Origin of the sequence: Bacillus cereus group sp. N31 (assembly GCF_016483245.1) — a bacterium.
Lineage (GTDB): Bacteria > Bacillota > Bacilli > Bacillales > Bacillaceae_G > Bacillus_A > Bacillus_A toyonensis.
Genome location: NZ_JAEHCH010000021.1, coordinates 88,696 through 108,304, shown reverse-complemented (window position 1 = coordinate 108,304; position 19,609 = coordinate 88,696). Strand labels below are relative to the sequence as shown.

Here is a 19,609-nt window from a genome sequence, read left to right as displayed (position 1 = left end):
GCTGTTCCTCCCTAATTTAAGACATTCCCCAGTGTCTTTGAATAGCTTCCATCCCTAATTAAATTGACATAAATTGTTCCCTTCCTTTGACCATCCTATGTGATGGTCTATTTTATTTTCTAAAATTTATTCTTTCTATAAACTACAGGAAAATCAGACTATTCATATAAAAACAAATAAAGCCTTGCGAAATATTCAGAAAATATTGTCAAAACAGGGATTTTTTCGGTACAATTCATTTAGGAAGTAATTGTACAAAAACAAGGGGGGATTTTATTGAAGCAAACAAAAGCGATCTTACTTGCATTGTTTCTTGGTCTAATTGTTGGACTCACTTTAAATTTAGCTGCACCATCTATTTTTGAACTTTTAAATCAATATGTGTTTAACCCAATTGGCCAACTGTTTATTCGACTCATTAAAATGCTAGTTGTTCCTGTTGTATTCATTTCCATCGTACTAGGGGCTGCTGGTCTTGGAGATCCGAAACAACTTGGAAGAATCGGTTTAAAATCAATTTCATTCTTTCTCGTAACAACAGCAGTTGCTATCTCTATTGCAGTGACATTTGCACTTATCATCAAACCAGGAACTGGCGGTAACTTTAAAACAGACGGGCTTACGTATGAAGGTGCAAAAACTGAAACATCTTTCGTCGATACATTGCTGAATATTGTGCCAGATAATCCAGCTAAAGCGATGGCTGATGGTAACATGTTACAAATTATTGCCTTTGCTGCATTAATCGGACTCGGTTTAGCTGTTTTAGGAAAACGAGTTCAAGGTATCCATTCATTACTTGAACAGGGCAACGAATTAATGATGTATCTTGTTAATCTCGTTATGAAATTAGCCCCAATTGGAACATTTGGTTTGCTTGCTTCATCCGTTGGTAAAATGGGGCTTGCAGGCGTCGCTGCGATGTTCAAGTATATGATAGTCGTTATGTTAGTACTCATTATTCACGGTGTCTTCATATATGGCGGCTTATTAAAGATATTAGCAAAAGAAAGTATTATTCGTTTCTTTAAACATTTCGGACCAGTAGAAGGTATTGCTTTAATTATCGGTATTGATCGCATCCTAGATATGTCTAGAACAGCTGTAAATATTTCCGGTGATGCAATTTGCGCAATGATTGTCGCAAAATCAGAAGAAAAATATAATACAGATCAATCGGCAGCATCTTAAATCAAAAAAGGAGTGAAATGATTCACTCCTTTTTTGATTTACTTCCTTTTTTTGAACGATATTCTTTCCCTTTATTATCGTTACCAGTTTCAAATTCAGTACTAAATTCCTGATTAAACTTTCCTGATTTTGGTGAACCTTGATTCGCGCTTCCTTTACTACCATTACGATTCGTCATATTTCTCCCTCCTTCCATTATTAGTAGTATGGCGATCTATCTTTTTTCATACACATTTTATTTTTATAAGCTATTACACAAGAAAGAAGACCTTCCACATATAAGGAAGGTCTTCTTTTCCACTAGGTAAACGTTTTCTCGTTTGTAATTAATTAAATAAGTTTTTGGGAAATAGAAATCATTACATTCATTTCATCTTCTGAAAGTGCGGAAAATCTTTCTTGTAAGTATCGTTTTTTCGCCTCTTCCATTTTCGCAACTAAATCTTTCCCTTGTTCTGTAATCTCTAAATATACAACTCGGCGATCTGATGTAGAACGTGAACGGGTTACGAAACCTTTATTAATTAATTTTTCTGTAACAGCTGTAATATGACTATTCGACACATTTAACTCATTAGCGACACGTGATACCATTTCTTTATTTGTACGATTCAATATTCTAAGGACGATGAACTCATTCCACGGTATGTAACCACCAAATATTTTTCCAATGTCATTACGCAACGTGCGAAACATCGCAAAAACATTTGTCGATAGTTCTTCCATTAATTGTTCTCTATTTTGAGACAACTTTGACAGCCCCTTTTATTTCATTTAGTTAAATAAAAACCTTATTAATAATTTTACATGAAATCTTACTTTTTGTCACCTTATTTTCCCATAATTCGTAGTTTTTTAATATGCATTTCGTGATACAATGAACTTGATTTTCCAGAAAAAGGAGTTGAGGTAGTGAGTGAGGAAGACAAATTTTCTAATCTCAGTCTAAAAGATAGGACTATCGTTATTAGTTTTGTTGTTTTTATTCTCATTACATTTTTTACATTTATATTTTTTGTATATGTAGGAATCTTTCAAATTACGGGTATAGAATACTCATCACGAACAGCTATACTACTCTTTTTTTTACTTATTCTTTTATTAGATGGTATTACATATTTTATATTCATTTTCTTTAAATCGCTCCTACAGCCAATGATGACAAGTATGCCAAATTGGCTCTCAATTGCTCTTCTCTCCATTATTGAAATTACACTAGATTGGTTCGTCATTCATACTGCCGACGACTGGATAGAGAGCGTACAAATGTCCAACATAGCTGAACTATGTGTCGCACTATTCCTTTACACACTAAATATATTATTTAGTGATAAGAAAGAGTAAGAATACAAGCTTTTCTATATAAAAATTGGTACAATAAAAGCAAATCATACTAAAGAGGTGTTAATTATGAACTTACAACAATGGGCTGATAAAGGTATGTCCTTTGATACATATGTAAATGAAATGAAAGTAAACCAATATGCGCTATTACATATTTACAATAACTTTTTAATTCCAAATGAATTACTCCCAGTTTTAGAAGAACGCCAAAATGATGGCTGGCGTGTTATCGTATTAACAGCCGACTGGTGCGGAGACGCTCTTTTATGCGTACCTGTTATGAAACGAATTTCTGAAGTTGCAAATATTGATATGAGCTTATTAATTCGTGATGAAAACTTAGAATTAATGGATCAATACTTAACAAATGGAACAGCACGTGCAATTCCAATCTTTATTTTCATTGATAAAGACGGAAATGAACAAGCTGTCTTTGGACCACGCGCTCCAAAAGTACAAGAATTAGTAACTTCAATGCGCGCTACATTGCCTGAAAAAGAAGATCCAACATTCGAAGAAAAACAGAAAGAAATGTATGCTAATTTCCGTGCTACATTAGCTGATGATACTTCTCTTTGGGAACATGTAATGGAAAGTATGATTGAAAAAATAGTAAAATAAAAAAACTGCCGAAATCGGCAGTTTTTTTGCAAAATCATAATCTTTTTTTCTGAGAATATGCAACATCTACGCACTCTGCTAAACGCTCCATCTCACCCATATATACCGCACGCGTCATCCATCCAGTCAACTTGTACATAATCTTATATATAAAGTTCTTCGGTTCAAATTCTACGATTAAAGTAAGCGATGTACCTTCTTCATCCTCTTCTAACATATAAGTTGCAGCAGTATAACCTTGTTTCATTTCACATCCAACTGATACGATATACGGTTCATCATACTCTAAAATTTCCGCCTCAAATTCATATATTTTCTTCCCCATTTTTTGCACAGATATATATTTATCACCTTCACGAGGTTTTTCAACATCTATATTTGAAGGATACCTATTTTCTACCATAAAGGTACTCCATTCTAGTATTTTCTCGTCATTATGTACATAATCAAACACAACATCAATTGGTGCCGGAATTACTATCTCTATTACAAAACTCACTAAACTGCTCCTCTCAAATACCCTATAAATTTTCTCTATATTAATGTAACAAAATCATTATGTCATATTTTACATAGTGAAATACAAGTAAATGAGAGTAAAAACTTTATTTTCTCCTGCTATAAAAGAAATACCCTATAGAGTAGACTTTTTCAAGCGTCTAATCTATAGAGTATTTCTGGTGATTTCTTCTTACATAATGAAGAAGAAATAGAATACCGCAGCTAAAATGAAACGATAGTAAGCAAACGGTGTTAGTTTTACACGTGCTAATAATTTTAAGAATGAAACAATTGCAAGCATCGCAACAACAAATGCTGTAATAAATCCTGTTGCAAATAACGGTATATCAGCTGTACTTAATATATCCCAGCTTTTAATTAAATCTAAACCACTTGCAGCTACCATCATTGGAACTGCTAAAATGAACGTATATTCAGCTGCCGCTGTATGAGACACGCGAGCTAATAAACCACCACTTATTGTTGATCCAGAACGAGAGAACCCTGGCCAAAGCGCTAAACATTGGAACATTCCAATTGTAAATGCTTGTTTATATGTGATTTCATCTAACGTTCTTGCTGTACTTGGTTTTGAAAACTTCTCAGCAACAATCATTAAAATACCACCAGCTATTAAACTAATGACAACTGGTCCTGGACCAAATAAAACTTTTTTAATTGTACTATGGAATAATACGCCAAGTATGCCAGCAGGAATCATCCCAATAATAATATGTAATAAATTCAACGACGGTCCGTCTGTTACTTTACCTATGCCAACTAAAGACCATAAACGCTTCCAAAATATAACAACAACTGCTAAAATCGATCCCAATTGAATAACAACTTCGAAAACTTTCGCTCTCTCGTCGTCAAATCCAAGTAAATGACCTGTTAAAATCATATGTCCTGTTGATGAAACTGGTAAAAATTCTGTTAAACCTTCAACAGCACCCATGATTATTCCAATTAACCAATCAGCCACGAGTAGTGCCTCCTTAATAACGAATATGTAATTTTTTCACACCTTATCATAATACCTTATCCCTTTTCAATGTGCATCCTTTTTTTATTGCTTATATATATACTGGTGCGTATTTCTTTTTTATTTTTTGATTAAATTGTATGATAGGAAGGATTGTTTTTTTATCGGAAAGGGGATTTTATGAAAGAAACTACTTCATTCTCACAAAAGCTAAAACACTTTGTATTACTATTCTTCCCGATTTTCGTAACCCAAATGTCATTATTTGCAATGAGCTTTTTTGATACGACAATGTCCGGACATGCCAGTCCAATTGATTTAGCAGGTGTGGCTATCGGAACGAGTATATGGCTCCCAGTTAGTACAGGATTAACAGGGGTTTTAATGGCTACTACTCCTATTGTTGCCCAACTCATTGGATCCAAGAAAAAAGAGGATGTTCCTCACGTTGTCATACAAGCAGTTTATTTAGCAGTTTGCGCTAGTTTCGTTGTTATCCTTATTGGCTTCTTCGTTGTTCCACCTATTTTAAATGGCATGCGATTAGAAGAACCTGTTGAACGTATTGCAGCACAATTTTTAAGTATTATCGCGATTGGAGTTATCCCATTATTTACTTATACTGTTTTGCGTGGATTTATTGATGCATTAGGAAAAACTCGAACAACGATGATCATTACATTACTATCATTACCGATTAACGTAGTATTAAATTATGTATTAATTTTTGGGAACTTTGGTTTCCCTAAACTCGGTGGTGTCGGTGCAGCAATTGCTTCTGCAGCAACCTATTGGTGCATTTTAATTATTACCGTCATTATTATTCGTACGAAAGAGCCATTCGCATCTTTTAATATTTTTAAACAGTTATATCGTCCTTCTCTTTCGAGTTGGAAATCATTTTTAAAACTTGGTGTTCCTATCGGATTTGCTATCTTTTTTGAAACGAGTATTTTCGCTGCAGTTACACTAATGATGAGTAACTTTAGTACGACAACAATTGCAGCGCATCAAGCAGCTATGAACTTCGCTTCCTTGTTATATATGACTCCTTTAAGTTTAGCAATGGCAATGACGATAGCAGTTGGATTTGAAGTTGGAGCAAAACGATATGATAACGCAAAACAATATGGATTTATCGGCATTGGATTAGCCCTTGCTTTCGCTCTTTTCTATTCGATTCTTCTTTATTTCTTTGATGATGGAATTGCATCTATTTATACGACAGATGCAAATGTTCACCATTTAGCAAAAGAGTTCCTTATATTTGCGATTTTATTTCAAATTTCAGATGCAATTGCAACTCCTGTACAAGGAGCACTACGTGGTTACAAAGACGTAAATGTTGCCTTAATTATGACATTAGTCGCTTATTGGGTAATAGGTCTCCCTCTCGGTTACATATTAGCAACATATACCGACTGGGCAGCAAAAGGATATTGGATTGGTCTTATTATCGGTCTAGCATTTGGTGCTAGCTTCCTTCTAATCCGTCTCTTCCAAGTTCAAAGAAAATATACAACACAAAACAGCCGCTAACGCTAGAGCGGCTGTTTTCTTTATGCATATTTTTTCTTGTAACGTATAACATAATGAAAAAGAAAGGTGGATACATATGGACGAAAAAGAAAAAGATCAATCATTCGATGAAGAATTCGCCCCTGAAATCTCACCTGGATACCAGCAAGATATACATAAACCACCTAAATATAAAAACGCTTCGTTTTTAATGGGCATTACCATTTTCGCTGCTGTATTACTCGTACTCATTATTTTCGTCTATTTTTAAGGAAAGGTGACATATTATATGAAGAAACAAGATTCAAATCACTCAAAAAGAACTGTGAAAACGGAAAAAGGATATGCAGGCGATTCTGTTTATACACAGAAACAAGTGGAGCAAGGAAATGTATACATTGCTCAAAAAGAACTTGGTCAACAAAATGAAAATCTTTAACCCCCTCTACTCCTCGAGGGGGCTTTTTATCCCGCTATTTGTGGACAGTAAGAGTGAACACCTTACTGATTAAAGTTTCACTTTATTGTACGTACTGCTTTTGTTCGAGCACCCTAAATATATTATTAACCTTTACAACTTTCACGTCATAATTTACTTTCATTTCACTTCTCTTACCATTTTCAGTACCCGCAACATACGCTACAGCATGATAGAGAAAACTCTCATCCGTCACTTCACGTATCTCCTCGTTTGTAAATTTATACTCTAAATCTCGAAAACGATTTGGATAATAATTTTGTATTAATTGTTCATATCCCCTACTTACAAATATCTCTTCGCCTTTTCGCTTCACATCTTCTTTATTATGAAACTCAAACACTGATAATTGCGCTGTCACAAAGTGCTCTCCTACTTGTTTCATTTCTTTATGAGTTAAAGTTTCTATACTTTTATTCTTTAATTCCTTATTTAACTCGTACTGATCTATCGATTTAAAGGTAGCGAAAACCGCCTCTTTATATGACCAAAACAAACCAAAAGCGATATTACAGGGACGAGATTAAATTCTCTCCCTATATTCTTTCTCCTCATACATCATTAACTTTTTATCCATTTCAACAATAACTTTGTACAATTGAAATGCCTGTAAAATTTGCAGTTGAATTCCAAAAGGAGCATTTTGTTCTTTTAACCATTGAAATACTTTCGTTTCATCTTTCATTGATTATTCCTCCTCTTATAAAGTGAAACTTTAATCAGCGGGGGCATCCCCCACTGATTATTAGCCCGCATTAAAATCTGCTACAAATATACCGTAAATGATGAAAAGCTTTTCATGTCAATAACAAAAAGGATGCAAATTTGCATCCTTTAATGTACGATATTTTCCTTCTGCTTCGCTTCTTCCTTTACTTCTTCCCCCTGGCATTCACTACGAAAAGCACAACTCGTACACTCTGAACGAAAATGACGCTCTGTATAGTGCTCAGGTTGCTGTAACATTTCTTTCATTCTAAATAAATCATCCATTCCAGTTATAATATCTTCCTGTTTCGGAATGTATTCATACTTAGTTCCTTCTATTAAATTAATAATTTCAATTTTCCCTGGAAGAATGCCGAAAGCTTTATAACTGAATACTGTCATTAACTTCTGACAAAGAGCTAGCATTTCCTCATCCGCATCAATAACATATTTTTTAATTACAAATGACTCTGTACTCCACTCACCAACTTCAAATGTCAATGACATGTGGACACCTAACTCTTCCATATATGTTTGAAACTTCTCATACAAAAACAATGGTGGCGTCTGACTATCATCTCTTTCAACAAACTGTAATAAGTGATCAGTTAGCTTTGCTAATACAACATAGTACTCCGTCTTCGAAGCAAACATACTAATCCTTACCTTTTTCCAATACTTTTCTATTAATATTAAAAGTACAATTTTCGTTTGTTGGCTCGCAGGTAGCGTGTAATACTCATTAATAATTTGATTCACAATCATTTGTGCTATTTGTTGCCATTCAAATGAAGAAGGTTCTCTTCTTTTTATATGACGGAAATAAAATTTATGTGGACAACGCATAAAATCATACAAATGATAATCTGTCATCGTTTTTATTGCGATTTTCTCATGCAATTGCTCTTCATCTCCCTTCTGCCATTAAGAAAGGTGTTTTACGAATTCAGCTCCAAACTGTAAACATTTTTCTACATCTTCATCTTCTGGCGTTAATTCTACTTTTAGTCCTTCTAACACAACTGCTGCTCCGCGTTCCTGCAGCTTTTCTATTAAAATATCAACCGCTACTCCGTATTTTGGATAAGCCGAATCACAAGAACCGAATACCGCTGCTTTTTTACCAGTTAAATCAATAGAATCCATTGCATCATAAAAATCTAAGAAGTCGTCTGGAAGATCCCCGTCTCCCCAAGTGTAAGCGCCTAAAATAATACCATCATACTGTTCTAATATAGAAGCTTCTGGTGAATCCATAATATCAATAACTTCAATCTCATTCTCTGTTTCACGAATGGCGCCTGCAATATGATCTGCCATTTCCTCTGTATTTCCACTCATACTTGCATAAATCATTACTAGCTTACTCAACTGAATCTCTCCCTTTACTATGTATCGCTTTTTCTGTTTGCATTTTATTCTTCTCATCTACATATTCAGAACGAATTACATTTCGTTGCCATTCCATATGCTGATCAACATCTTTATTTTTATTTTTTAATCCCCTTCGCAGAAGGTGATATTTTTTTCTCATTAACATGTCGCATCCATTCTATTGATAATAATTATCAATTTCAACTGTAACATTAGATTAATTGAAATTGATTATCAAAGTCAATAACTATTTTAAAAAAAATGATTAAAATGTACAAGCTTGTCCGTTAGCTATTCATATACTATAAATGAGCATAGTTCTTTCTCAGCCCTCTCTGACGGAAAGAAATAAAAGCAACTGCGATAGAGCGCAGTTGCCTTTTTTTATATGCACCTATGATTTTAGTAGTCTTATGGCCGCCTCTAAAAATAATTCCACTCCATAAATTAAAGCTGATTCATCTACATCAAATTTTGGATGATGGTGCGGATAACAAGTATTATCCTCTTGATTCCTCGTCCCCAATTTAATGAAGCAACCCGGTGCTTTTCTTAAATATGCTGAAAAATCTTCTCCCCCCATAGAAGGTTCAAGCTTCACAACACGCTCATTCCCGAACAAATGTAGTGCGCTTTCTTCTACCACTTTTGTAATATATTCATTATTAATAACAGGATCATATCCGTAACGATACGTATATGTGTAATCCCCTCCATGTGCTTTTGTAATTCCTTTCACGATTTGTTCAATTTTCTCTTCTGCTTCCAATCTTAACGTTTGATTAAAAGAACGCACAGTTCCCATTAAAGTTGCCGTATTGGGAATAATATTGTCAGCCTTTCCCCCATGAAATTGCGTAACTGAAACTACCCTCTGCATAAAAGCACTTGTATTTCTTGATACGATATGTTGTAAATTTGTAATAATCTGCGCTCCAATAGCAATAGGGTCTATCGTTTCTTCTGGCCGCGCTGCATGCCCTCCTTTACCGTGAATTTCAACTGTAAATACGTCTGGCGCTGCCATCATCGGCCCATATACAATTCCTATCTTCCCGCTTTCCAATCCAGACATAACATGTAAACCTATTACATAATCAACACCGTCCATCACACCCGCCTCAACCATTTCCCTAGCACCACCAGGATATACCTCTTCTGCATGCTGAAAGAATAGACGAATTTCCCCTACAAATTCTTCCTTCATATTTGACAGCGCCTCTGCTGTACTTAACAAAATAGCCGCATGTGCATCATGCCCACACGCATGCATCCTTCCTTTATGAACAGATGTATAAGATTTACTCGTCTCCTCTTGAATTGGTAAAGCATCAATATCAGCTCGAATCGCAACTACTTTACCTTGTTCCACACCCCTTTTAATTGCTAAAACACTGTATTTCGTTGGCCTTGTTACTTCAAAAGAAGAAAATGAACATAACGTATCATATATAAATTGCGAAGTTTCTTTTTCATGAAACGATAATTCCGGATACTTATGAAAATGCCGTCTCCATTTCATAATATTTTCTTCTGAAATAAGACTCTTCCACACTCTATTCATGATAATTTCCTCCTTTTAAAAAAGAGCTAGAAATTTAAAGTTTACTCAGCCTTTGTTGATTGCATGAAAAAACAAATATTATATTTTTCACGCCTTCTCACAATCCACTTTTATGTATTCATACAATCCACTTTCTATTTACATGTCAAACCCATTACAAATTCATGCCGAATGTAATATAATTGCTAAGTTAGGGATTTTCTTTTTTAGTATTTAGTGCTAATATCAGAAAAGAGCCTTTTGTCTTATTTTTACCTAAAATGTGGAATTTTGTTTTTTTCACAATAATGTAGGACATGATACCTACAAAGAGCTATTATTTCATTAAGAGAGGGAAAGACATGGAAAGATTAAAAGAGATATGGTCTCGACCACTCACACAATGGGTTGCAAAGACGGTTTATTATCTTGCAATTTTATTTGCATTACTTTGGTTGTATGGATTCCATGATACAAACACAAGTACATTTATTTACAATGAATTCTAGGGTGGGAACGTTATGAAGTTATTAGAACAAATTGAAAAGTGGGCTGCAGAAACGCCTGATCAAACCGCTTTTGTTTGGCGAGATGCGAAAATTACGTACAAACAATTAAAGGAAGATTCTGATGCGTTAGCACATTGGATTTCTTCTGAATATCCAGATGATCGTTCACCAATTATGGTGTATGGCCATATGCAACCTGAAATGATTATAAACTTTTTAGGGTGTGTAAAAGCTGGACATGCTTACATTCCTGTAGATTTATCTATCCCAGCTGATCGCGTACAACGTATCGCTGAAAATTCTGGTGCGAAATTACTTTTATCAGCTGCAGAAGTAACTGTAACTGATTTACCAGTTCGCATCGTAAGTGAAGACAACTTAAAAGATATTTTCTTTACTCATAAAGGGAACATTCCAAATCCTGAACATGCGGTAAAAGGTGATGAGAACTTCTACATTATTTACACATCAGGAAGTACAGGTAATCCGAAAGGGGTTCAGATTACTTATAACTGCCTTGTTAGCTTTACAAAATGGGCTGTAGAAGATTTCAACTTACAAACAGGGCAAGTATTCTTAAACCAAGCACCTTTCTCATTCGATTTATCTGTAATGGATATTTACCCATCATTAGTAACAGGCGGTACACTTTGGGCAATCGATAAAGATATGATTGCACGTCCAAAAGACTTGTTTGCTTCTTTAGAGCAATCGGATACTCAAGTATGGACTTCAACACCATCTTTCGCTGAAATGTGTTTAATGGAAGCATCTTTCTCTGAGAGTATGCTACCAAACATGAAAACATTCTTATTCTGCGGTGAAGTGTTACCAAATGAAGTGGCTAGAAAACTAATTGAGCGTTTCCCGAAAGCAACGATTATGAATACGTACGGTCCAACAGAAGCTACTGTTGCTGTAACAGGTATTCACGTTACAGAAGAAGTGCTTGATCAATACAAATCACTTCCAGTTGGCTACTGTAAATCAGACTGTCGCCTTCTTATTATGAAAGAAGATGGTACAATTGCACCTGATGGTGAAAAAGGTGAAATCGTAATTGTCGGTCCAAGTGTAAGCGTTGGATATTTAGGAAGCCCTGAATTAACAGAAAAAGCATTTACTATGATTGACGGTGAGCGCGCCTATAAAACAGGCGATGCTGGCTATGTAGAAAATGGTCTTCTATTCTATAATGGTCGTCTTGATTTCCAAATTAAGCTTCATGGTTATCGAATGGAATTAGAAGAAATTGAGCATCATCTTCGTGCGTGTTCTTACGTAGAAGGAGCAGTTATTGTTCCGATTAAAAAAGGTGAGAAATACGATTATTTATTAGCGGTTGTTGTTCCTGGAGAACATTCGTTTGAAAAAGAATTCAAATTAACATCTGCAATTAAAAAAGAACTCAATGAGCGATTACCAAACTACATGATTCCACGTAAATTCATGTATCAATCTTCTATTCCAATGACACCAAATGGAAAGGTAGATCGCAAAAAATTATTGAGTGAGGTTACAGCATGACCGCATATGGATCATTTTATTTTTTCGCTATAGTGGGCATTTTATTAATACCTACTATCATAGCTGGATTAAAAGGTAAAATGTTGCGTAAATATAATGCCGTTTTAACATTAGTCATGATTGCTATTATCTTCTCGGATAAACCGAAGCAAGCGATTATGTTAGCCGCATTTATTATTTGGCAATATGCCCTTATTAAAGGCTATTTAATTTTAAGAAAACAAAATAATAGTACATTCATGTTTTGTATAGCTGTTATTTTATCGATTTTGCCACTTATTTTGGCAAAAATCGCACCATTTGTACCTGAATTACATTTTATTGTTTTCGCAGGTATGTCTTACGTAACATTTAGAGCTGTACAAATGGTCTTTGAAGTTCGTGATAATTTAATTAAAGAACTTTCCTTCTTTAATTTCTGGGAGTTTGTTTTATTCTTCCCTGCGATTTCAAGTGGACCTATCGATCGTTACCGTAGATTCCAAAAAGATATCCAAAAGCCACCTAGTGCTGAGGAATATCAAAAGTTACTATATACAGGGCTTAACCGTATTTTCCAAGGTTTTCTGTATAAATTTATAATCGCGCACTTGATAACAACATATCTTGTAAAGGCAGTATTCGCCAATCAAGATACACTTTTATCTAATGCGATTTTCATGTACGCTACTAGCATGCAATTATTCTTTGACTTTGCAGGTTATAGTGCGTTCGTAATTGGTATCAGTTACATGATGGGAATTAAAACGCCAGAAAACTTTAATAAGCCATTCCTTAGTCGTAACATTAAAGACTTCTGGAACCGCTGGCACATGAGTTTATCATTCTGGTTCCGTGACTTTATTTACATGCGTTTCGTCTTTTTTGCAACGAAGAAAAAGTTAATTAAGAACCGTTACACTATTTCGTATATCGGTGCATTTTTAAACTTCTTCATTATGGGAATTTGGCACATCCAAGGAAGCGCTGTTGCGCAGTATGTTATTTATGGTCTATATCATGCCGCACTGTTTATTCTATTCGATATTTTCGAACGAAAAAACAAGAAGCATAAGTTTTGGCCCAACAATAAATTTACACACGTCCTTGCGATTGTAATTACGTTCCACGTTGTATGTTTCGGTTTCCTTATTTTCTCTGGACACCTTAACAGATACTTTTAATGCACCCTTCTTATTCTATTAAGAAGTTGCACATATAATATATTCGGATATAAAGGAGATTTTAAAAATGGCAGAATTCAAAGAGCAAGTATTAGATATTTTAGAAGAAGTATGTGAGAACGATATTGTGAAAGAAAACTTAGATGTTCAATTATTTGAAGAAGGTATTCTTGATTCTTTCGCTGTAGTATCTTTATTAGTTGAATTCCAAGAGCGTTTAGATATTGAAGTTTCTATTTCTGATTTTGACCGTGACGAGTGGGCTACACCAAACATGGTTATTAAGAAGTTGGAAGAAATCCGATGAACAAAGCAAAATTTGGTCCGATGCTTTTAGCATTGGCCCTTTTTGCTGTATTCTTACTTATTCCGACGCGCTTCCTACTTCCATTTTTAAGTGATGAAAAAGTAGAACAAGCTGCAACTTCTTTGAAAGAAGAAAAGATTCAAAGTATGATTTTACAGCAAAAGATGTTAGCAGATCCGAAATATCTTCCGATGTACGGTTCATCGGAATTCGCACGTATGGATGCTTTCCATCCATCAAATTATTTCAAAGTAAAGCCTGAAGGGTTCACACCATTCCTTCTTGGACGCGGAGGAACACAAGACCTTGTACACGTATTAAACTTTGCATCTACAATGGATCAATTGAAAGACAAGAAAATGATATTCGTTCTTTCTCCGCAATGGTTTGTGCCACAAGGTATTGATGAAACACACTTTGCACCTAACTTTTCAAAACAACAAGGCTATCATTTCCTTTTCAATGATGACTTAAAGCCTGAAATGAAAAAACAAATTGCAAAGCGTTTATTAAACTTTGAGATCGTTAAGAAAGAAACTTTACTTAAAGTTTCGCTTGAAGGTATCGCTTATGATGATACAAAGCATAAAGTAAAAGCACTTGCTGCTAAGCCTTTCGCTTATGTGTATCGTAACATTTTAGATCGTAAAGATTTATTTACAGCAATGTTTGATATTAAACCGCATAAAGAAAAACTTGACCCTTCATTAAAACAAATGAACTGGGATGAAGCTCGTAAACATGCGGATCAAACAGGTGCAGCAGAATCAGGGTCTAATGAATACGGTATTGAAGACGATTACTTCAATAGCAAAATTAAGAAGAAATTAAAGCAGCGTGAAGGCTACTTAAAAAATGATGCTTATGACCAATCACCAGAGTATGAAGACTTACAACTTGTACTTGATTTATTAAAACAATCTGGTGCAAAACCACTCTTCATTTCTGTTCCTGTAAAAGGTCCTTGGTACGATTACGCTGGATTCCCGAAAGAACGCCGCGAAGCGTACTATAAGAAAGTTCATGAGCAAATTGAGAAAGCTGGTTATCCAATTGCCGACTTCTCAAACCATGAATATGATAAATACTTCTTAAAAGATCATATGCACTTAGGTTGGAAAGGCTGGGTTTACATCGACGAAGCCATCCAACAATTTTATAAAGCAAACTAATGAAAAGACCGCTTGAACTATTCAAGTGGTCTTTTTCTATATACATTTTGTAATTGTTCCATTACATCCTCTGCTTCTTTCACGACCCGCTCCACTACGTGCTGAGCTGGCTCAATTCTTGCTAATGCCGATGCTTGTCCCGCCCAAAGTGACATATATTCTCCCTTGTTTTGCGTCGCTGCTTCTTGGCGTATTTTAGAAGTTAATACGTTTTGCACTGGATACATCGGAAGCCCTTCTTCTTTTCCTTCGTGTCTCTCTATAAATTCATTACGAATACCCCGTGCATATTTCCCGGAAAACGCACGAGTTACAATTGTACTCGTATCTGTACTTTTTAATACAGCCTCTTTATATACGTCATGTGTAATACTTTCTTCACTCGTTAAAAAAGCTGATCCCATTTGAACAGCTTCTGCCCCTAACGCAAATGCCGCAACAAGCCCTTGTCCGTTCATTACACCACCTGCTGCAACAATTGGGATATGCGGAACTGCCACTACTAACTGCGGAATTAACGCAAACGTACCAATCATTGCATCTTGTTCTTTCCCAATAAACGTTCCTCTATGACCTCCTGCTTCGCTACCTTGCCCGGCGATAATATCTACTCCTAGCTCGGCAAGTGCTCTCGCTTCTGCTACATGAGTCGCTGTTCCGATGACTTTTATTCCTCTTCTTTTTAATTCATCTATTTCTTCTTGTTCTAACGTTTGGAATGCAAAGCTAACGACCGGTACCTTTTCTTCTACTAACACTTGTAATTGTTCTTTATAACTTTTTGGAAGATTTACTACATCCTCTTCCTCAATACCTAACTCTCTATTCACTCCATTAAGTAAGACTTTCGCCTCATTTATCTTCTCTTTTTCTATCTGCACCTCTTTCGTTAACAGTAAATTAACACCGAAAGGCTTATTTGTTAGTTCCCTTATTTTATAAATCGCTTTACGAATTTGTTCTGGGCTCATATAGCCTGCTCCAAGCGTTCCTAATCCTCCGCTATTACTTACAGCTGCAACAAGTTCTGGCGTTGTAATAGCACCCGCCATACCTGCTTGAATGATGGGATACTTAATTTGCAATATGTCTATTACTCGACTTGTGAACATCATTTCCCCTCCTATCCCCCTTATATCTTCTTTATTTGACAAGCTTTCCCCTTCTTTTACAAGGTTTGAACTTCATATGAAGCGAATATATTGAAAGAGAAGGAGGCTGAAAACAATGATTTATCCAAATGCGTTAAAACATGGTGATACAGTAATGATTATTGCACCGTCTGGTCCACCTACAATTGAAAGTGTATTAAAAGGTGTAAATGTATTACAAGAGATGGGATTATCCGTAATAATTGGGAAGAGTATTTATGAAAAGTATGGGTATTTAGCTGGAAGTGACCAAGTTCGTCTTGATGATATACATGAAGCCTTTACAAATAATGAAGTAAAAGCAATTTTCTGTGCACGAGGTGGTTACGGAAGCGCTCGTCTTCTCCCTCACATTCAATATGAAATCATTCAACAAAATCCAAAAATTTTTTGGGGATACAGCGATATTACAGCTTTACATACTGCTTTTTCACGTTATGCAAAGCTTGTTACGTTTCATGGTCCGATGATTGAAGAAGTAGGCAAAGGTATAGATTCTCTCTCTTTATCTTCTTTCAATCAGCTCTTCCACCCGTATTCTTCTATCTTATCTGCATCAGAATGTATCGTACCTAGCTCAGCCTGTACAGCTACCGGTACATTAGTTGGAGGGAATTTAGCTGTTTTAACGAGTGTAATTGGTTCACCCTATGAAATAAGTACAGCCAATACACTTTTATTGCTTGAAGATATCGGGGAAGAACCGTACCGCATCGATCGTATGTTAAATCAACTACTTTTATCTGGAAAGTTTAATGAATGCAATGGCGTTATTTTTTCAAGTTGTCATGATTGCACCCCTTCTAAACCATCTCAATCATTGCAAACAATATTATATGAATATTTCATGCCATATGATATACCTGTCCTATTCGGTTTACCGATTGGACATATAAATCCAAATATCGGTATTCCCCTTGGAGCTACAGCAACAATAAATACAAATAATAAAACACTCTCTATTTCTTCAGGCGTAACACTCCATGTTTAAATTAAAAAGGAAAAGCGATTAAGCTTTTCCTTTTACTTATAATAATTAAAAATTCGTCCAGATGCGATATCTGCAATTTCTTCCGGAATAAATGTTTTACTTATATCAGTACCAACATTTAATACAGCTGTTGCATCCTTCTCAATGCCACCAAATAATTCTTTTCCACGTATCGTAATAAGGGGTGTACCTTCTGGCAACACATCTTTTACAAATTTCAATTGTGTAAAGAACGGAACGATCCATCTACCCTCTCCTTGGAAATGACGCAAACGAAGTGTTCCTTCCGTTGCCCCGTCTTCTGCTTCAAGTGAACCAGCAACATAAAACTCCGTTGATAAGAGCAATTCATAAAATTCCTTTTGCTTTTGTTTATCCTCACCTGCTAAAGCGAGTACTTTTTCTATTTTCTTTACTGAAATTTGCTCCATATGATGCCACCCCTATTTTCAAAATGATTATACTTAGATTATACGAAATATTCTTATTTTTTTCTACATAATTCCGTAATTATTTTCTTAAAATAATTTTAAGATATCTTCAGTCGTAACGATTTTAGCAAATTCATCATGTAAGTTTACAAGTGTCATATTGTGAATGTCCTCTGCACTATACTCTGCCCCGTCCAGACCTTTCCGATTGAATGTAGCCGTCGCATCGCTCACTAAATACGTTGTAAATCCTAAATTACCTGCCATCCGTGTTGTAGTCTCCACACAATGATTTGTTGTTAATCCTACAATCACTACCGTATTACATTTTTTCTCTCTTAATTGTTCTTCTAAATTTGTCCCAATGAACGCGCTATTAACGGATTTCTGGATAATTATTTCATCTCGCAGTGGTTTCACTTCTTCTTTAAAGTTTACTGTTTCTGCTTGTTGATAAAACATTGACTGAACATTTTCTTTATTTATATGTTGAATATGAAAAACTGGTCGCTTCCTTCTTCTCCATTCTTCTAATAAACTATTCATATTTTCTTCAGCAAAAAGATTATTTCTCTCCCCCCAGTATGGTAATTGAAACGCCTTTTGTACATCAATTATGATAAGTGCTATTTGATTAATCATCATTTTCTCCTTAATTTGGTTGTAGTTGAAATACAAAACCAAATTGCTGCGACGCAGTAATAAAACAAATATAAGCACAAAGTTCTACAATTTCTTTTTCCGTCCAATATTGTTTTAATACATGAAACATATTATCATCTATCGCCTTTCGATCATGAACAAATGTATGCGCAAAAGTAACGGCTACACTAATCTCCTCTGCCTTTTGCACATCATCAGGTCTTCCCTTTGCCATGCAATACGGACATTCATTCCCATACGCTAATGTTCTTCTCACTTGCTCCTTCAACTCTGCTGAAAGTGTTCCTTTATTGTACAGTGTATCCTCTAACGTACTCCACGAATGTAATATATCTGGATTATGGCCTAATAACTTTTGAAACTTTGTATCTCCTACATTTGATAATGAAATTCTCTCCATCATTTCCCCTCCTATTTCCTTCTATTTTATTGTAAAATAAATGAAGTTCACTTTACATTTCATATGAATCTTAATTCATATTTTTTCTTTACAAAAATTATCATTTTGCTGGAGGTATATTTACAAATGCAACTAGACCGTGTTGATCGAAAGATTTTAAATGAATTATATAATGATAGTCGCCTTTCCATGCGCGAATTAGCAAAGCGAGTAAACTTATCCGCTCCGTCTACTACAGAACGTGTTCGTAAACTTGAAAGTGAAGGAATTATTCAAAAATACACAATCGATATTGATTATAAAAAAGCAGGACTTGTTTTAGATTGTATTTTAGAAATCACTTTAAAAAATGGTGATACAACACGTATGCAACAGTTTATCCAATCTTATCCATCTGCAAGTTTTTGTTACCGAGTAACAGGAAGCTTATGCTACATTGTAAAAATTTCTGTTCCTTCACTCGTTGAACTTGAAGAATTTATCAATGATGTTTCTTCATATGCAACGACAGTTTCTCATATCGTATTATCAGAAGTATCTCTTACTCCAGACATTGAGCATATCTTCCCAGAAAATTAATTTATTTTTATCACGCTATTTGTTGGCAGTAAAACTCCCACCTCAAAATTCAGTTGCAGCCAAAAAGTTAATAGGGAGTCTGGCTACCCGTAAACGCCCAATTGGTGAAGGTTAATAATCGGTGAGGATGAATAAAACTCCAACTCATTAAAGTTTCACTTTATTCACAAAAAATCTAAAAACCCCTTACAAAAAGAATAAAAATAATATATTATGTATTAAAATACATAAAGTTCGAGAAAGGGGCTTTACATTGAAAATCTGGTTTTATGAAAAAACAGCACAATTAGATGACTTGCTTGGTATTTGGGACAATGTTCCGACGATCCCTCGAATTGGTGAAAAAGTGGAGCTTTTAAAAACTGTCCGCACTGTTACAGATATTAAATATGTAAAGAACGGTAATAATTTTCGTGTAGAAATTATTACGAATTAAAAAATATCTCTCCTTTT

Annotated in this window: 28 protein-coding genes; 14 read left to right on the top strand and 14 right to left on the bottom strand. The window is 35.1% G+C overall.

The window, feature by feature from the left end:
• Nucleotides 1–276: 276 nt before the first annotated feature.
• Nucleotides 277–1,191: a dicarboxylate/amino acid:cation symporter gene (locus JDS81_RS22335; RefSeq protein WP_097954193.1), complete on the top strand. Its 915-nt coding sequence runs from the start codon at nt 277–279 to the stop codon at nt 1,189–1,191.
• Between the two features lie 22 nt (nt 1,192–1,213).
• Here JDS81_RS22335 and JDS81_RS22330 read toward each other — a convergent pair whose 3' ends face one another.
• Nucleotides 1,214–1,369 carry a hypothetical protein gene (locus JDS81_RS22330; RefSeq protein ID WP_000184925.1) on the bottom strand — a complete coding sequence of 52 codons (156 nt, stop codon included), beginning with the start codon at nt 1,367–1,369 and terminating at the stop codon, nt 1,214–1,216.
• Nucleotides 1,370–1,521: 152 nt separating this feature from the next.
• On the bottom strand, nt 1,522–1,941 hold the full coding sequence (locus JDS81_RS22325; protein ID WP_000081437.1) for a MarR family winged helix-turn-helix transcriptional regulator: 420 nt from the start codon (nt 1,939–1,941) through the stop codon (nt 1,522–1,524).
• A 162-nt stretch (nt 1,942–2,103) separates the two neighbouring features.
• Here JDS81_RS22325 and JDS81_RS22320 point away from each other — a divergent pair, with 162 nt between their 5' ends.
• Nucleotides 2,104–2,535: a regulatory YrvL family protein gene (locus JDS81_RS22320; protein ID WP_001287956.1), complete on the top strand. Its 432-nt coding sequence runs from the start codon at nt 2,104–2,106 to the stop codon at nt 2,533–2,535.
• 33 nt (nt 2,536–2,568) lie between these two features.
• Complete coding sequence (locus tag JDS81_RS22315) at nt 2,569–3,156, top strand: thioredoxin family protein (RefSeq protein ID WP_142316334.1); 588 nt, start codon at nt 2,569–2,571, stop codon at nt 3,154–3,156.
• A gap of 34 nt (nt 3,157–3,190) precedes the next feature.
• Here the strand turns inward: JDS81_RS22315 and JDS81_RS22310 are convergent, their stop codons facing one another.
• Both JDS81_RS22310 and uppP read right to left on the bottom strand, forming a co-directional pair.
• Complete coding sequence (locus JDS81_RS22310; protein ID WP_097954195.1) at nt 3,191–3,655, bottom strand: SRPBCC family protein; 465 nt, start codon at nt 3,653–3,655, stop codon at nt 3,191–3,193.
• A 192-nt stretch (nt 3,656–3,847) separates the two neighbouring features.
• Nucleotides 3,848–4,642, bottom strand: a complete 795-nt coding sequence (uppP, locus tag JDS81_RS22305; RefSeq protein ID WP_000796244.1) for a bacitracin resistance undecaprenyl-diphosphatase — start codon at nt 4,640–4,642, stop codon at nt 3,848–3,850.
• A 180-nt stretch (nt 4,643–4,822) separates the two neighbouring features.
• Here uppP and JDS81_RS22300 point away from each other — a divergent pair, with 180 nt between their 5' ends.
• From JDS81_RS22300 to JDS81_RS22290, 3 genes are all read left to right on the top strand, one after another.
• Nucleotides 4,823–6,181, top strand: a complete 1,359-nt coding sequence (locus JDS81_RS22300) for an MATE family efflux transporter (RefSeq protein ID WP_087949122.1) — start codon at nt 4,823–4,825, stop codon at nt 6,179–6,181.
• A gap of 76 nt (nt 6,182–6,257) precedes the next feature.
• Nucleotides 6,258–6,431, top strand: coding sequence for a hypothetical protein (locus JDS81_RS22295; protein ID WP_000343554.1), 174 nt, complete (start codon nt 6,258–6,260; stop codon nt 6,429–6,431).
• 18 nt (nt 6,432–6,449) lie between these two features.
• Nucleotides 6,450–6,599 carry a hypothetical protein gene (locus JDS81_RS22290; RefSeq protein WP_000743729.1) on the top strand — a complete coding sequence of 50 codons (150 nt, stop codon included), beginning with the start codon at nt 6,450–6,452 and terminating at the stop codon, nt 6,597–6,599.
• An 82-nt stretch (nt 6,600–6,681) separates the two neighbouring features.
• Here JDS81_RS22290 and JDS81_RS22285 read toward each other — a convergent pair whose 3' ends face one another.
• The 6 genes from JDS81_RS22285 to JDS81_RS22260 all read right to left on the bottom strand — a co-directional run bounded on the left by JDS81_RS22285 (nt 6,682) and on the right by JDS81_RS22260 (nt 10,284).
• Nucleotides 6,682–7,146, bottom strand: a complete 465-nt coding sequence (locus JDS81_RS22285; RefSeq protein WP_097954196.1) for a biotin transporter BioY — start codon at nt 7,144–7,146, stop codon at nt 6,682–6,684.
• A 15-nt stretch (nt 7,147–7,161) separates the two neighbouring features.
• The gene (locus JDS81_RS22280) at nt 7,162–7,323 is read right to left on the bottom strand and encodes a hypothetical protein (protein ID WP_000651091.1); all 162 of its coding nucleotides are present in this window, start codon (nt 7,321–7,323) and stop codon (nt 7,162–7,164) included.
• A 149-nt stretch (nt 7,324–7,472) separates the two neighbouring features.
• Entirely contained in the window at nt 7,473–8,246 is a 774-nt protein-coding gene (locus tag JDS81_RS22275; protein WP_097954197.1) for a hypothetical protein, read from the bottom strand.
• 24 nt (nt 8,247–8,270) lie between these two features.
• Nucleotides 8,271–8,717, bottom strand: coding sequence for a flavodoxin (locus JDS81_RS22270; protein ID WP_000041162.1), 447 nt, complete (start codon nt 8,715–8,717; stop codon nt 8,271–8,273).
• Nucleotides 8,710–8,880: a hypothetical protein gene (locus JDS81_RS22265; protein ID WP_001228174.1), complete on the bottom strand. Its 171-nt coding sequence runs from the start codon at nt 8,878–8,880 to the stop codon at nt 8,710–8,712. The genes JDS81_RS22270 and JDS81_RS22265 overlap by 8 nt, the downstream gene beginning before the upstream one ends.
• Nucleotides 8,881–9,114: 234 nt before the next feature.
• On the bottom strand, nt 9,115–10,284 hold the full coding sequence (locus JDS81_RS22260; protein WP_001082805.1) for a M20 metallopeptidase family protein: 1,170 nt from the start codon (nt 10,282–10,284) through the stop codon (nt 9,115–9,117).
• 341 nt (nt 10,285–10,625) lie between these two features.
• On the opposite strand from JDS81_RS22260, the gene JDS81_RS22255 reads away from it, so the two are divergent.
• The 5 genes from JDS81_RS22255 (at nt 10,626) to dltD (ending at nt 14,941) form a co-directional block, all read left to right on the top strand.
• On the top strand, nt 10,626–10,772 hold the full coding sequence (locus JDS81_RS22255) for a teichoic acid D-Ala incorporation-associated protein DltX (RefSeq protein ID WP_000440293.1): 147 nt from the start codon (nt 10,626–10,628) through the stop codon (nt 10,770–10,772).
• 12 nt (nt 10,773–10,784) lie between these two features.
• Nucleotides 10,785–12,299, top strand: coding sequence for a D-alanine--poly(phosphoribitol) ligase subunit DltA (gene dltA, locus JDS81_RS22250; RefSeq protein ID WP_000770500.1), 1,515 nt, complete (start codon nt 10,785–10,787; stop codon nt 12,297–12,299).
• Nucleotides 12,296–13,462, top strand: coding sequence for a D-alanyl-lipoteichoic acid biosynthesis protein DltB (gene dltB, locus JDS81_RS22245; protein ID WP_000127922.1), 1,167 nt, complete (start codon nt 12,296–12,298; stop codon nt 13,460–13,462). Before dltA ends, dltB begins: the two co-directional genes overlap by 4 nt.
• Before the next feature lie 67 nt (nt 13,463–13,529).
• Nucleotides 13,530–13,769, top strand: coding sequence for a D-alanine--poly(phosphoribitol) ligase subunit DltC (gene dltC / locus JDS81_RS22240; RefSeq protein ID WP_000807310.1), 240 nt, complete (start codon nt 13,530–13,532; stop codon nt 13,767–13,769).
• On the top strand, nt 13,766–14,941 hold the full coding sequence (gene dltD, locus JDS81_RS22235) for a D-alanyl-lipoteichoic acid biosynthesis protein DltD (RefSeq protein ID WP_097954198.1): 1,176 nt from the start codon (nt 13,766–13,768) through the stop codon (nt 14,939–14,941). Before dltC ends, dltD begins: the two co-directional genes overlap by 4 nt.
• 17 nt (nt 14,942–14,958) lie before the next feature.
• Here the strand turns inward: dltD and JDS81_RS22230 are convergent, their stop codons facing one another.
• The gene (locus JDS81_RS22230) at nt 14,959–16,053 is read right to left on the bottom strand and encodes an NAD(P)H-dependent flavin oxidoreductase (protein WP_097954199.1); all 1,095 of its coding nucleotides are present in this window, start codon (nt 16,051–16,053) and stop codon (nt 14,959–14,961) included.
• 115 nt (nt 16,054–16,168) lie between these two features.
• Here JDS81_RS22230 and JDS81_RS22225 point away from each other — a divergent pair, with 115 nt between their 5' ends.
• Entirely contained in the window at nt 16,169–17,083 is a 915-nt protein-coding gene (locus JDS81_RS22225; protein ID WP_002042940.1) for a S66 peptidase family protein, read from the top strand.
• 32 nt (nt 17,084–17,115) lie between these two features.
• On the opposite strand, the gene JDS81_RS22220 is transcribed toward JDS81_RS22225, so the two are convergent.
• From JDS81_RS22220 to JDS81_RS22210, 3 genes are all read right to left on the bottom strand, one after another.
• Entirely contained in the window at nt 17,116–17,514 is a 399-nt protein-coding gene (locus JDS81_RS22220; protein ID WP_000435258.1) for an SseB family protein, read from the bottom strand.
• Between the two features lie 87 nt (nt 17,515–17,601).
• Nucleotides 17,602–18,156 carry a cysteine hydrolase family protein gene (locus tag JDS81_RS22215; protein WP_142312453.1) on the bottom strand — a complete coding sequence of 185 codons (555 nt, stop codon included), beginning with the start codon at nt 18,154–18,156 and terminating at the stop codon, nt 17,602–17,604.
• 10 nt (nt 18,157–18,166) lie between these two features.
• The gene (locus tag JDS81_RS22210; RefSeq protein ID WP_000439731.1) at nt 18,167–18,577 is read right to left on the bottom strand and encodes a carboxymuconolactone decarboxylase family protein; all 411 of its coding nucleotides are present in this window, start codon (nt 18,575–18,577) and stop codon (nt 18,167–18,169) included.
• 126 nt (nt 18,578–18,703) lie between these two features.
• On the opposite strand from JDS81_RS22210, the gene JDS81_RS22205 reads away from it, so the two are divergent.
• Both JDS81_RS22205 and JDS81_RS22200 read left to right on the top strand, forming a co-directional pair.
• Nucleotides 18,704–19,156 (top strand): Lrp/AsnC family transcriptional regulator, encoded by a 453-nt coding sequence (locus JDS81_RS22205; RefSeq protein ID WP_001175506.1) that lies wholly within the window; start codon nt 18,704–18,706, stop codon nt 19,154–19,156.
• A gap of 253 nt (nt 19,157–19,409) precedes the next feature.
• Complete coding sequence (locus tag JDS81_RS22200; RefSeq protein WP_000707110.1) at nt 19,410–19,592, top strand: DUF3913 family protein; 183 nt, start codon at nt 19,410–19,412, stop codon at nt 19,590–19,592.
• Nucleotides 19,593–19,609 lie beyond the last annotated feature (17 nt).